14 protein-coding genes are annotated in these 13,929 nt (G+C 43.4%); 7 read left to right on the plus strand and 7 right to left on the minus strand.

Going from position 1 to position 13,929, the window contains the following annotated elements:
• Positions 1 to 216 precede the first annotated feature (216 nt).
• The gene (locus DFP80_RS07215; RefSeq protein WP_113916132.1) at positions 217 to 1,083 is read right to left on the minus strand and encodes a LysR family transcriptional regulator; all 867 of its coding nucleotides are present in this window, start codon (positions 1,081 to 1,083) and stop codon (positions 217 to 219) included.
• Positions 1,084 to 1,226: 143 nt separating this feature from the next.
• Between DFP80_RS07215 and DFP80_RS07220 the strand changes: the two genes are divergently transcribed.
• The 3 genes from DFP80_RS07220 (at position 1,227) to DFP80_RS07230 (ending at position 3,539) form a co-directional block, all read left to right on the plus strand.
• Positions 1,227 to 1,880 (plus strand): glutathione S-transferase family protein, encoded by a 654-nt coding sequence (locus tag DFP80_RS07220; RefSeq protein ID WP_113916133.1) that lies wholly within the window; start codon positions 1,227 to 1,229, stop codon positions 1,878 to 1,880.
• 407 nt (positions 1,881 to 2,287) lie between these two features.
• A complete protein-coding gene (locus tag DFP80_RS07225) occupies positions 2,288 to 3,181 on the plus strand; it encodes a phytanoyl-CoA dioxygenase family protein (protein ID WP_113916134.1) in 894 nt (297 codons plus the stop codon).
• Positions 3,182 to 3,209: 28 nt separating this feature from the next.
• Entirely contained in the window at positions 3,210 to 3,539 is a 330-nt protein-coding gene (locus DFP80_RS07230) for a hypothetical protein (RefSeq protein ID WP_113916135.1), read from the plus strand.
• On the opposite strand, the gene DFP80_RS07235 is transcribed toward DFP80_RS07230, so the two are convergent.
• From DFP80_RS07235 to DFP80_RS07250, 4 genes are all read right to left on the minus strand, one after another.
• On the minus strand, positions 3,536 to 4,333 hold the full coding sequence (locus DFP80_RS07235; RefSeq protein ID WP_241560242.1) for a DODA-type extradiol aromatic ring-opening family dioxygenase: 798 nt from the start codon (positions 4,331 to 4,333) through the stop codon (positions 3,536 to 3,538). The genes DFP80_RS07230 and DFP80_RS07235 overlap by 4 nt on opposite strands.
• A gap of 233 nt (positions 4,334 to 4,566) precedes the next feature.
• The gene (locus tag DFP80_RS07240; RefSeq protein WP_113916136.1) at positions 4,567 to 4,953 is read right to left on the minus strand and encodes a VOC family protein; all 387 of its coding nucleotides are present in this window, start codon (positions 4,951 to 4,953) and stop codon (positions 4,567 to 4,569) included.
• A 133-nt stretch (positions 4,954 to 5,086) separates the two neighbouring features.
• Complete coding sequence (locus tag DFP80_RS07245; RefSeq protein WP_113916137.1) at positions 5,087 to 5,782, minus strand: helix-turn-helix transcriptional regulator; 696 nt, start codon at positions 5,780 to 5,782, stop codon at positions 5,087 to 5,089.
• 4 nt (positions 5,783 to 5,786) lie between these two features.
• Positions 5,787 to 6,233 carry an Rrf2 family transcriptional regulator gene (locus DFP80_RS07250; protein WP_113916138.1) on the minus strand — a complete coding sequence of 149 codons (447 nt, stop codon included), beginning with the start codon at positions 6,231 to 6,233 and terminating at the stop codon, positions 5,787 to 5,789.
• 147 nt (positions 6,234 to 6,380) lie between these two features.
• Here DFP80_RS07250 and DFP80_RS07255 point away from each other — a divergent pair, with 147 nt between their 5' ends.
• From DFP80_RS07255 to DFP80_RS07270, 4 genes are all read left to right on the plus strand, one after another.
• Positions 6,381 to 7,277, plus strand: a complete 897-nt coding sequence (locus DFP80_RS07255) for an NAD(P)/FAD-dependent oxidoreductase (RefSeq protein ID WP_113916139.1) — start codon at positions 6,381 to 6,383, stop codon at positions 7,275 to 7,277.
• A 309-nt stretch (positions 7,278 to 7,586) separates the two neighbouring features.
• On the plus strand, positions 7,587 to 8,675 hold the full coding sequence (locus tag DFP80_RS07260; RefSeq protein WP_113916140.1) for an OmpA family protein: 1,089 nt from the start codon (positions 7,587 to 7,589) through the stop codon (positions 8,673 to 8,675).
• A gap of 281 nt (positions 8,676 to 8,956) precedes the next feature.
• Positions 8,957 to 10,231 (plus strand): OmpA family protein, encoded by a 1,275-nt coding sequence (locus DFP80_RS20875; protein ID WP_113916141.1) that lies wholly within the window; start codon positions 8,957 to 8,959, stop codon positions 10,229 to 10,231.
• Between the two features lie 351 nt (positions 10,232 to 10,582).
• Positions 10,583 to 11,128, plus strand: a complete 546-nt coding sequence (locus DFP80_RS07270) for a porin family protein (RefSeq protein ID WP_113916142.1) — start codon at positions 10,583 to 10,585, stop codon at positions 11,126 to 11,128.
• Between the two features lie 170 nt (positions 11,129 to 11,298).
• On the opposite strand, the gene DFP80_RS07275 is transcribed toward DFP80_RS07270, so the two are convergent.
• Entirely contained in the window at positions 11,299 to 12,534 is a 1,236-nt protein-coding gene (locus DFP80_RS07275) for a TIGR03862 family flavoprotein (protein ID WP_113916143.1), read from the minus strand.
• Positions 12,535 to 12,700: 166 nt separating this feature from the next.
• Positions 12,701 to 13,909: an MFS transporter gene (locus DFP80_RS07280; protein ID WP_113916144.1), complete on the minus strand. Its 1,209-nt coding sequence runs from the start codon at positions 13,907 to 13,909 to the stop codon at positions 12,701 to 12,703.
• Positions 13,910 to 13,929 lie beyond the last annotated feature (20 nt).

Below are 13,929 nucleotides of genomic sequence, written 5' to 3' on the forward strand. Positions count from 1 at the left end.
TTCCTAGAAGCTCGCAGCTACAATAAATTCTTAAATACACCGATAAGCCAAAAGCAGTTACTGCTAGCTTTGACTCTAGGAAACGTAGAGAGGACTAGAACGCGCCAGTAACACTGATCGTCGCGTTTGATGACGTCGCAGTCTTATACAAAATGAAAGTCAGTAATGGCTTTCGTTTTTTATTTTAAAGCCTTGTGTCTAAAGAAGATCACCGCATTACCTAATGCTTTCCTTTTTAAAAAAGCGCAGGCTGATATCCGCTGCCAAATGAGAAGAAAACATAGGGTGGGGCACAGGCGCAACCGCCAACACGATGTCGACAGACGGCAACGCAGGTAAGTTCGAATTCTGAATAATCGCGATGCCATAAGACACACTGGATCGCGCCATCGCACTCACACCTTGGCCTTTTCTCAGCAAGGCTTTAATCGCCGTAGCGCTGGAACTACTGCACAGTAAACGATAATCACGCCCTTGCTTTTCCAAGCCATCAATTGCCGTGCTATGAAACTTACAATCAGGCTCGTATAGGACCAAAGACAAAGGGCTTTGCTTCTCTATTTGCTCATCTGTTTGAGTATTTTCCCCTTTTACCCACACGCCCGAATCATGCTTTAGCAAATAACCTTCTTCCGCATCAGGTGCACGGGTTAGAATGGCTAAATCCACCTTGCCTTGATCTAGCATGAGCCTTAACTGGGTACTGCAATCACAAACGATACGGATACTTTGCTGAGGCAACGACTCGCGAATCAGAGTAACCACATCCGGTAAAATAGATTCGGCATAATCATCAGGGCAGCCAATGGTTAAAGGTGGGTGCTGAAGATGTGTTGAAAAATGCCCTAGCGCTTCATCATGTAAAGACACCAGCCTTCTGGCATAACTCACTAACTGCTGCCCTTGTTCCGTTAAACCAAGGTTACGTCCTTCCTTTACAAACAACACATGACCCGTTTCTTCTTCCAGCTTTTTCATTTGCATACTAATGGCACTTTGGGTACGAAAAGTCTGCTTTGCCGCACGGGTAAAACTGCCCGTATCAACAAAGGCAATGAAACTACGAAGTGAGTCAATATCCATAAAACAGTCATCTATCAAGGTTTGAAATAGGAAGTATCAAAACTATTCGTTAGTCATCAAAAAAACAAGCTGCAACAATGCATCTTATGGAAAAAGGCATTAAAAAGTCATTCAAAAAAGAAACATAAAAAGGAGCACGCATTATGAAACTCATCATCGGCAATAAAAACTATTCCTCTTGGTCGTTACGGGGCTGGTTGGCGTTAAAAGCCTTCAGTATTCCTTTTGAAGAAATAAAACTCCGTCTGTTTAGCGACGAATTCCACACCGAACTTGCCAAGTACTCTACCGTCGGCAAAGTCCCCGTATTAGTGGATGGTGATTTAAGTGTGTGGGACTCTCTGGCCATTTGCGAATACATCAATGAAAACTACTTGAATGGAAAAGGCTGGCCTGTGGATAAAAACAACCGTGCCGTGGCGCGATCACTAGTAGCAGAAATGCATTCCAGCTTATTTGCTATACGTGGCGAAATGCCGATGAATTGCCGCGCAAACCGGGAAATTATTTTGTCGGATAAAGCCCAACAAGAAGTGGAGTGGATGAATAAAACATGGACTGAACTAAGAGAGCAGAACGCCGATAAAGGTGACTACCTGTTTGGTGAATTCAGCCTCGCAGATGCCTTTTTTGCGCCTGTCGTCTTTCGCTTTGCCACCTATGGCATGGCACTTTCCTCAGCAGCAGCCAATTATCGCAACACCATGCTAGCTCACCCTGCGATGCAAGAATGGTTAAAGGATGCTAAAAATGAAATAGACGTAGTCGACGCGGACGAAGCGGGAGAAGCTCGCTAACGAAGTAACCTAGACTTAATTAAAATGCCTTCTCATTTATCGAATAATGGGAAGGCATTACATGGCAGCGAAATCGTTGTACGAAGCCTCTCTAGTAATAAGAGGTACTTTTTACCTGTAAAATAAAACACTGATAAATCAGGCTATCTCTCAAGATTTTCATGGCGAAACTTGCGCTGCCCAGAGGACTAAAACAAGCGTAAAGAAACGACCAACTACAGGAACTGACTTAAAAACCCTCAACCTATTTGTAGGGTGACACACAAAATATCGTCCATTTAATAACTATCTCAACACTTCACCGCGTTGAAAGGAAATTTTTGATACAAAAGGCCTTCTATCAAGGAGCACAATGTTACTATTCGCCATAGTAACAACACTGAAATGCTAAAAAGGGTAATAATTCGATGACAACGACTGTGCTATCTAAACTTGAAGACTTCCAAAATAAGGGAGTCCTAAAACTTTCCAATGTCATCGATGTTGAAAAAATTGCCGATGTTCAAACTCTTCTTTGGCAGGAGATTGACCACAAGTTTGGTATCCAACTTAAAGAGCCTAGCACTTGGTTTTCCAATGTAAATAACCCTGTCGGAGACGCTCGTGCAAAACGGCTAAATGGTATGGGGTCGATTATGCGAGACCTAAAAGCCTCGGGTAAATTGGACGAGATAGAAAGTGCGATCAAACCAGCTATCGATAAGGTATTTGGCGCTGACTCTTGGTGTCCGTTAGACCTTTGGTATTCTTTGTTGAGCTTTCCAGGCTCAGAAGCAGCCTGGAATGTACCTCATAAATCTTGGCACTGCGATGAACCTAGTGTAGTGGGTGACACTAAACCTTGGAGCCTGTTTGTCTTTGTATTTCTCGATGATGTGAGCACAGACATGGGAGCAACAAGCGTCATTTCTGGATCTCATCGACAAGCAGAACGTCTTGCAAAAACACTCGGGATGTCCAATAACGAGGCATTAATTAACGCCTTTGCATCGGTAAATAGTGGACTTTTTGAAAGCCCTAAAGACGTTATACTATTGCCAATGGATCAGGTTTTAGAACCGCTCATTCAAGAAGACCCTTGGTTCCAAGCGCTGGTTCAAGAAGGTTCCCCTGATGAACGTATTCAGCGATTCACTAAGGAAGGCAGTTCGCTACATAGCATCGAACAGAAGGTTGTCACATTAACTGGCACCGCAGGCGATATCATCGTATTTGATCCGCGCTGCCTTCACACTTTTTCAGCCAATGTTTCAGGCCTTCCACGACAAGTATTACGACTCGACTTTAGACGCCAAATATAATCTACCTTCCAAGGCTTTCATGACCACAATGACACGCAACGACGAACAGACAGATCATTCAGATGAGACATTAAACAATGCGAGAAAGGCGTTTGAAATAAGCCTATCTAACTTCACCACGGATCACCTTGATGTCATAAAACATATGCAGGAAATTGTTGAGATTTTGCTTAAACAAAAGCAATTTGCTGAAGCCTTAAAAGAAATAGAACAGCTAAAAAAGCTGGCCGTATCGAATAAGAAAGTAAAAATAGCCATGCTGGAAATGAAAGGACGAATCAAGCAGGTGGGCGCTAGATCTGGTTTTCGATCTAGAGCCACCAAAAAATATACCACGAAGAAGTCTAAAGGCGCTTAATCAAAACGGAAGCTAGACGCTGTCCAGCCACCTAAAAGCCCTTCATCATGATAGACGCAGCTTGCTTCGCCCTTTTCTGCTGCTCCAAGGGCAACCATCAATGGAATCAAATGGTCTTCTCTTGGATGAGCAATACGAGCATAAGGCGCTTTTTCCCATCCAACGATGCTTGCACTGCGTTCTGCCGGAGTAGATTCCAATAAGGTTTCTTGCAGCCACGCATCAAAACCATTAGAGGGTTTGATAGCTTGCGGGCCTCTTAGCCCAAGGTTATGAAAGCTCAACCCACTGCCGACAATTAAGATGCCTTCTTCACGTAATGGCGCTAAAGCTCGACCCAACGCCATGTGTTCTTCTGGATTTAGGTTCGATTTTAACGACAGCTGAATCAATGGCATGTCTGCCTTTGGATACATCACTGCCATTGGCGCAAATGCGCCATGGTCGAAACCTTTTTTATCGTCTAGGTCGACGGGGAAACCTGCGCTCTTAATGAACTCTGCTGCACGTTTCGCAACGTCTGGCGCACCCGGTGCTTGATATTTAACCTCATAAGTATGCGTAGGAAAACCATAATAGTCGTATTCCATACCCGGTGCTGGACTGGATTGAACAGCAAGGGTTTTGCGCTCCCAGTGACCCGAAATCATCAAAATCGCTTTAGGCCTTTCAGGCAGTTCTTGTGTCATTCGAACCAAAGACGCTTCAAGATTTGAGAACATGGCGCGCATGTCAGCGATATAAGGCCAAGGGCCGCCGCCGTGAGAAATAAAATAAGTGGGTAACATCATCATTCACCTCTAAAACTGGAGTCGTTAGCCAACTTGCAAAACGCTGAATTGGCTGTATTTAATGCGATCAGTTTAGGCTTGTGATATGGCTTGATCAATATACATCCAGTTAACCCATCATTTCATCTTGATTAATAATAAAAGCAGAAAACGACATTTGGTTTCATTTAGATCAAGAGAAACAAACACCTCATGTCATAAATCATGACGGTGTTTGTTTGCAAGCTCGTCACTTATTATAAGGCATTATTGGCTTTTTCATGGGTATAGACACGCAAACGATGACCGTCAGGGTCGAGCGCGGTAAAGGTCGTACCAAAATCCATTTCTGTTGGTTCTTGAATGATGTCAACATCAAGCTCTCGCCATTTGATGTAGTTAATCTGTAAAGTAATCAAGTTATCAAGAGTTAATGCCACTTCCATACTTCCGGCGGGAACATCATTGGCTTTGGGCAATACGTCTTCTCGCGCCCATAAGCCAAACTTGGCTCCCGTTTCCGAGACAAACAAGGCGAAGCCTTCAGTTAACTCCACAGGTTCGCGGTCAAACAAAGGGCGGTAAAAATCCACACTGCGCTGAACATTATCCACATATAAGATGGTGAAATTTGAAAGATCCATACTGATAATCCTATTCGCTGTTTATATTTCACGTTAAAAGTTTAGTACTTCTCATCAGGCTTTGGCCTGATAAAAGTGAGAATAAACAATAGGAGTGTCAGATCTTGTCAGTAGAGACACAAAACTGAGGTTTTTATTGAGAAGATTTCGACTCGTGTAGATCAGCTCGCCATTGTTTTAGCAATACATGACGAGGTGTTGCATAACGAGTATTGATTAGTTCACTCGATAAGATTCTATCGGTACGGAAGTTTCGAATCTCTTGTCTCAACTCACACCAAGCAACCAACACACGCACTTCGTCGAAATAGCCTAAAGCAAATGGCCAGATACGGCGCTGAGAGTGCTTATCTTTTAAATCTCGATAATCAATAGAAAGAATCTTTTCATCTCGAATCGCTTGGCGAACTTCGGCCATATTCACCGTATCTGTGGTCGTCTCTTTACTCGGGCCGATCAACAAAGTCGTATCGTCGAGCATGTCTTTTAATTCTATAGGCAATACCGCTGCAATTTTGTTCAAGGCATTTTGTGCGCCATCGCTTAATTGGTTGTCAGTGCGTTGCGCTACCCAACGAGCACCAAGAACCAAAGCTTCTATTTCTTCCTCGGTGAACATTAATGGCGGCAGCAGAAAGCCAGGCTTGAGTACGTAACCCACGCCCGCTTCACCTTGGATATTTGCCCCCTGCTCTTGCAATGTTGCAATATCTCGATACAAAGTTCGCACACTCACCTCCAGCTTGTCAGCTAAGGTTTGGCCAGACACTGGATATCGATGACTCCGCAGTAAAGCAATGAGAGCAAGCAAACGTTGAGAACGAACCACGTTTTTACTCTCCGCTAGAGGTTTGTTGGTTCAGCGGATAATCTGCAAAGCCCACCGCTAACTTATCCAATGTCACATCCCGAAAACGCTCTAACAATAACGCTTCGGCTTCAATCAATACGTCACTAATCGCTTGGTTAACGGCTATTTCGATGGGGCACGAGGTATGTTCGTCCGACAGCCCTATGGTGAAGACAGAGCTTTCACCAAGCGCATTATGAATGTCTAGCAAGGTGATATCAGACAAAGCGACGGCCAATGACCAACCGCCACCATGACCTTTCACTGAGGTGACATAGCCTTTGTCTCGTAAACCCGCCATGGTGCGACGCACGACAACCGGGTTGGTATTAAGCATTGTGGCGATCTTTTCTGACGTCGCTGGAGCATCTAACTGATCCATGTGAATCAGTACGTGCAACATGCGGGATAAACGACTGTCTTTTCTCATCAGGGGTCTCATGGCAAATAACAATTTTCACATTCTAACTCAGATCATCACGAAACAATAAAAGTTTCATGAGTTGACTTTGACTTTTCTTGTAACTTATGATGTTTCTTAAGATCATTGTATTTATCCAAAATAAGGAACAACTTAATGCAACTTGACGTTATCGTAATTGGTGGAAGTTTTGCTGGGTTATCGGCTGCCATGCAGCTCGCAAGGGGACAAAGAAAAGTCACAGTAATAGACGCTGGTGAACCTAGAAATCGCTTCTCCGATCAATCTCATGGATTTTTCGGATTAGACGGTGTGTCGCCTTTTGCTATCCAGCAAGAAGCTCATCGCCAGCTACTTAAATACCCAACAGTAAATATTGTCAAAGACAAGGCGGAAAATGTCGAAAAAAGCGCTTCTGGATTCCATGTCATGCTCGGAGATGGCGCTAATCTTGATAGCAAAAAACTCATTTTAGCCACGGGGTTAAGAGATGAATTACCCACTATTCCAGGCCTAAAAGAACGTTGGGGAGCGACGGTGATTCACTGCCCTTATTGCCATGGCTATGAAGTACGCAACCAGCCACTCGGTGTTATTGCCACCAGTCCACTGTCCATACATCAAGCCGGCATGATTCCCGACTGGGGCCCAACTACTTACTTTACTCAAGGTCTGTACGAACCTGATGAAGTACAACGTGCTTTTTTATTAAAGCGTGGTGTCACCATTGAAAGCACACCAGTATTAGAGGTGCTAGGACGAGCACCAGATATTTCTACTGTTTATCTTGCTGATGGCCGCACGATTCGTATAGCAGCTTTATTCGTTGGGCCAAGGACTCATATGGCAAGTCCATTTGCTAAGCAACTTGGGTGTGAATTCGAAGACGGCCCTCTTGGCCTTGTGATTAAAACCGATGCGGTAAAACAAACGTCTGTAGAAGGTGTTTTTGCGGCTGGAGATATATCTAACCCAATGCAAAACGCCACTTTCGCATCCGCGTCTGGCGTGATGGCTGGGATTGGAGCTCATCAATCATTAATGCAAGATTAAATATTGGGGTTATTTGTAGAGGTAGCTAATACCTATCTACCTCTACCTAACCTACTCATTTTTTATTTCTTTTTATTCGTTACGAGTGAAAATCTCGTGTAATGAATATCTCCTTTTCTGCGCTTTTAATCGCCTACTTTCCGCTCTGTTCGTTTTGATATTGCCTATTAAGTAAACACCCAGTCATGATTGCGCAATGATAGATGACACAGGGCTTAAAGGTCATTTTTGTGTCAATTTTGAACGACTGATAAACGCGTTATTCTGGAAAAAGAACAACCAACATAGCTATTTATCAGGAGATAAAACATGTCTTTTAACATCGCAAAACGCACGCTTCTCAGTAGTATTATTGCAGCGTCTTCAATATCAACATTGGCGCTTGCACAACAACAAGAAGGATTCACCCTAACGCCAAGCATCGGCTACTACAACATGGACAGCGATAGAGATACCAAGGATGACAAAGCTTACTCTTTGGGCCTAGGTTACCAATTCAACAATCCATGGGCAGTCGAATTTGTTTACCTAAATGCAGATACTACCCAATCTGGCGGTGGCAATGATGTCGATGTTGATCAGTATCGAATAGATGGTCTATACCATTTACCAGACGTCAGCCCACTTAACCTTACGCCTTACCTAGCGGCTGGTGTGGGCACTGCCGACTTCAGTAACGGTGGCAATAACAATACATTGGTGAACGCTGGTGGCGGCTTGAAATACGCCATTAATGATACGGTTTCATTACGTGCAGACTTCCGATTGGTTGATGACGTCGAAGATCACCATCTGGATAATGTCACCTCTCTCGGTGTGCAAATGACGTTTGGTGGTTCCTCTAGCAATTCAACACCATCCACAAATGATTCTATCGAAGCTTACGAACAATCTTATACTCAAGCAGAGCCGGAGCCAGCGGTACAGCCACCACAAACCGAGCAAGCGGAAGTCATTAACTCTGAACCAGTCGAACAAGTTCAAGAAGAACCAATGGCAACATCACCTATGACGGAAGAAGCCCCTCAACAGCCTGAAATAGTTGCCGAGCCGCCAGGGAAAATTAATATTCAATTTGGCCTTAATAAAACCAATGTTGAGCAAAAGTATTACCCTGAAATAGAGAAAGTCGCGATATTCCTTAAAGAAAACCCAAACAGTACGGTCATAATTGAAGGCCATACTGATGACTCAGGTGCCGCAAGCTACAACCAAAAGCTGTCTGAAAAGCGTGCTCAAGCCATAGCAGAGGTACTAACTAACACCTTTGAAATCTCAGATACTCGGGTTGAGTCGATTGGTTACGGCGAAGAAAGACCCTTTGTTGAGAATGACACGGAAGCGCACCGTGAAGCCAATCGTCGTGTCGTCGCAATCATTTCTACTAGTGAAGAATAATTTAGCTAAAAAGCGCCACTGAAGAGTGCTGAATAATAGGAGGTGCACAGATATTTTCTTTCTGTGCACCTTTTTCGTTTACACACCTACCTTAAAAAGACTGTCTTTTGTTACTTAAGCCTATTTTAAGTAAGTGCTTTGTAAGGGATTTTAGTTATGTTTTGAATTGTTTCGTTTTCGTCATAGCACCATTTTATTAAGCCATAATAACGTCAGTATTCACGCAACTGATTGCGCTTACACCAAATTACAAGTGACCAAAACTTATCAGGAAAAATTCAATGTCTATGTTACTCAATAAACGCACCCTTTTTATTAGTCTTATCGCAGCTTCGTCTGTCACCCAAGCACAACAAGAGGAAGGGGTCACAATTGCCCCCAGTATTGGCTACTACAACATGGACAATCACCGAGGGGTTGATAACACCACCGCTTTATCACTTGGTTTAGGATATCAATTTGATAACCCGTGGGCTGTTGAATTTGTTTATTTAAATGCGGACAGTGATACCTCTGTTAGTGGTAACAATGTCGATGTTGATCAGTACCGTCTAGATGCTTTATACCACCTAGCAGAACAAGGGAATTGGTCGCCTTACTTAGCGGCTGGTGTTGGTACAACCGATTTTAGCCCTGGCGAAAACAATGCACTTATCAATGCCGGTGGCGGTGTGAAATACGCTTTAAACCAAGATTTTTCACTACGTGCTGACTTTCGCTTGATCAAGGACACAGAAGACCACGAATTAGATAACCTAACCATGGTAGGTCTTCACTATGTCTTCGGTGCGAAACCTGCACCAACACAAGAAGTCGAAAGCATTATGGTGCAAGCAGCCGATACTGATAATGACGGTGTGATAGACAAGAGCGACCAATGTCTCAATACACCAGCAGGTGTTTCCGTTGACATGAAAGGTTGTGCTTTGGATTCTGACAAGGACGGCGTTGCCGATCATAAAGATCAATGTCTCAACACACCAGCAGGTGTTTCCGTTGACATGAAAGGTTGTGTTTTGGATTCTGACAACGACGGCGTTGTCGATCATAAAGATCAATGTCTCAACACTCCAGCAGGTGTTTCCGTTAACATGAAAGGTTGTGCTTTGGATTCTGACAACGACGGCGTTGCCAATCACCTTGACGTTTGTCCGAACTCAAAAGTCGGTTCAAAAGTCGATGCTCAAGGTTGTTACATAGCTCTAAAAGAAGCGAAGTCCATTCGTTTAGATGTCCAGTTTGCGAGTAACTCTACTCTTGTTAACGCTAAATACTTCCCTCAAATCAGAAAAGTAGCAGCATTCCTAAAAGAGTACCCAAAAGCAAACGTCGTAATTGAAGGCCACACAGACAACAGCGGCTCTGCAGCGTATAACCAATCTTTGTCGGAAAAACGCGCTCAAGCCATCGCACATGTATTAACAAAAGACCTAGGCGTTGAATCAAGTCGCGTGTCTGCTATTGGCTACGGTGAAGAAAAACCACTAATGAGTAATGACAGCGCAGAGAATCGTGAAGCAAACCGCCGCGTGATTGCGGTGATCTCATCGAAATAAGCGTATATAAGTACACCAGAATTCGCCCTCTGCTAACCTCCTAGCAGCGGGCGTCTTTTTGCACATTCCCCGCTTTATGGACGTCTCGTACTTACTCCCGCCACAATTGTTTTTTTACTATATCGGCATGAAAATTTACTGTAATAAGCCCCCCATTTCCTACACCATTTCGCACGCATTTTGATCATTCAATCGCTTAAATATCGCCACTTTAGTAAAACTTTCGTCATGATTGGGTAGCAGCCGTTCATACCCTTTTTTTGCGCATTTTAATGGGGCTTTTCAAGATTTTTTTTTGGCGTAATCTGACTAACGAACAACACTACATTATGTTCATTAGGAGAAATAAATATGTCTACATCTTTTAAAAAACGCACTCTTTTTAGTGGTGTCTTAATTGCTTCATCTCTCGCTACAATGGCATATGCTGAAACACCAACACCAGGTCTTACCGTCACGCCAAGCATCGGCTACTACAACACAGATGGCGATAGACAAGCAGGCAACGACACATCGTATTCCATCGGTGTCGGCTACCAAACGAATAGCCCATTGGCAGTGGAAGCCGTTTACCTACACTCGGATGCCAGCAAACGTGGGCGTGACAACGATCTAGATCAATACCGCGTTGATGGACTATACAGCCTTCCTGAGTTTACAACCGTTAATCTAACACCCTATGTTGCAGCGGGTGTTGGTATGACTGACGTGGATGGCGACTCAAATAACTTGCTTGTTAACGCAGGTGGCGGTGTGAAATACGCGATTAACAGTGACGTCGATCTTCGTGCTGACTTCCGCTTAGTAAAAGACATCGAAGATAACTATCTAGATAACGTAACTACGGTTGGCGTGCAGTACAGCTTTGGCATGCCAAACCAGCAAGCATCTAATTAATTTATCGGCTAGATAATCAAATCATTCTCAGACATGGATGTCTTGTGATGCCTTCTATTTACCGAAATAGGCAGCAGCATAAAAAGAGAAAAAAACGCTCAATGGCAACATTGAGCGTTTTTTATGCGGACAATTTTATACGAACACCATTAAGACTCAAACGTATTGGGTTACGCTAGGTATTCATCAACACCCTTTGCAGCCAAACGCCCCGTTGCAAAACACGCTGTTAATAAATATCCACCTGTTGGAGCTTCCCAATCCAGCATTTCCCCAGCACAAAAAACACCGGGCATGGCTTTCAACATAAGTTTTTCATCGACACTGTTTTCACATACACCACCAGCACTCGAAATAACTTCGTCTATCGGCTTGGTTTTATAAAAGCTAACAGGCACAGCTTTTAAACAGCGAGCTAAGGCTTCTGGTGTTTGAAAAGCATTTTTGGGGAAGGACTCATACAGCAACACCGTTTTCACACCGCTGATTCCCAAGGTGCGCTTTAAATATTTACTAAAAGATTCTTTCGGCTTGGTATTACGTAACTTTTTAATAACCTGCTCTTCGCTTTTTAGTGGCAATAAATCCATCAACAAAGACGACTGACCTGAATCGTTAATACCGTCACGTAGATATTTAGAAAAAGCATAAATCAAACTCCCTTCCATGCCGTCTTGCGTGACAATACATTCACCTTTTTTGCTGACAACGCCCCCGTTTTCTAAGGTAAAAGAAAAAGCGACGTCTTTAAGTGGGCTACCAGCGAATTTCGTTTTTAAGTGGTCGCTCCATTTGCTGTAAAAGCCACAGTTGGCACTTTGTAAAGGAGCCACATCTATACCTTTTTCAGTCAGTACCGGAAGCCAAGCACCATCTGAGCCTAACTTCGGCCAGCTTGCCCCGCCCATGGCCAACACTACTGCATCAGCCTGTGCTATCACGCTTTCTCCTACATGATCAAAGATCACCTCATTGGACGACAAGCCGATCATTTTATGACGCATATGAAACTGCACCCCAGCATCGCGTAAACGCTTTAGCCAGTTGCGTAACAACGGAGCGGCTTTCATGTCTTTGGGGAAAACGCGACCTGATGTACCGACAAAGGTCTCAATACCTAACTCATGAATCCATTCACACAAGGCATCGGCATTGAACTGACTCATGGATATATCAAGCCAATCGGCTTTATCATAATAGCGTTGAATAAACTCTGGATAAGCTTCAGAATGAGTAATGTTCATGCCTCCCACACCTGCCAATAAAAACTTACGGCAGGCACTGGGCTTGGCATCGTATACATGAACTTGATGTCCTGCGGCACAAATACCTTCAGCTGCCATCAAGCCCGCTGGACCAGCACCAACAACCAGAACTGTTTTTTGCGTTTGTACCGTTTCCTGCATACTCACCATCATCACTTTAAAGAGTTACTAACAAAAGAAACGCATGATAAAGAATATTGAGCCTAACACCAAAGACTTCTTATAAAAGCGTAAGTACAGAAATATCGAATTGATGTTAAATAACTTACTTTGATAACTAGGGAAGGTTTCGATGAATAAATGCCATTTATTTAATATAGCGGCCGTTAAAATTGAGGATAATAATCGACAAAGCGGTGACACATAGACTAATGATTAAAACACCTGTGTATTGAAATGTTTCAGCCAACAGCAGCGCAGAGCTTACACCACCGGTGCCAACAATAGAAGACAACGAATATTGAAGCGTGTAATCCGTCCCCGCCGTTTGCTTTTGAGAATTATCCATCATAACAGTTGCAAGCATGGTCGAATTCGCTCCAAAAGCAAACAACATAAAACAAATTGAACTGTAAATCACAATGGTGTTGTTGTTACCCTGCGCCACAGCGAAAAGAATTAGAATAGACAGTCCAACCAATACATTCGCCAGTATCATAGAACGTTTCCGGCCTATTTTTTGAACCAGTCCCCCCGTCAACACCGCACCAGAAATTGCCGCAAAAGAACCAATAATACTCGTGGCAAAACCTATTTGATCAAGTGACCAACCTATATCAACCAACATGGGATTAATGATTGCGTACGCAATGGATATTCCAAGAGTGTAAGTGATTAGAATGGATAGCCAACGACCTGAATTGGGACGCTTAAAAAAGGCTATCATGTCACTGTAGCGTACGTTTTCATGATGAACGTTAGCGGCTCGGAGTGGCTCCTTATAGCGCCATATGTTTATTAGCGGTAACGCAGTTGCCATTGCAAGAATTAGTAAACTCCCTGTCCAGCCTATCCATTCATAGGTCATTAACACGACGCCGCCACCAATAAGGTTGCCAATAAAGCCACCGCTCGATTGGATGCTATTACCTACCCCTCTTTCTTCCGGCTCTAAAATAGTAACCCCAAGTGCATCAGCGGCAATATCCTGACTTGCAGAGAAGATAGAAAACAGAGCGAACAATACAATTAATGAAGCATATTGAGCGGTTATATCTAACAAAGCTGCACAGAGTAATGAAACAATCATAAAGCTCTGAAAAAGTATTAACCAACTGCGATAATGCTGTTTCTTATAAGGGCTGAACCTATCAATCAAAGGCGCCCATAGGAATTTAAGCGACCATATAAAGCCCAGCGTATACATGATACTGATCTCACTTAACGAACTGCCCAGATCACGCATAATGGCAGGGACAGCGGTTAATATGAACCCCAATCCTAGAAACTGGGTTGTGTATAAACCACCAAGTAAAATCATTTTTCTTGGTGAGTATTTATTGTCATCATTAGGCATATTTTATTGCTACTTGTTTA

It is taken from the genome of Marinomonas rhizomae (assembly GCF_003315485.1).
Lineage (GTDB): Bacteria > Pseudomonadota > Gammaproteobacteria > Pseudomonadales > Marinomonadaceae > Marinomonas > Marinomonas rhizomae.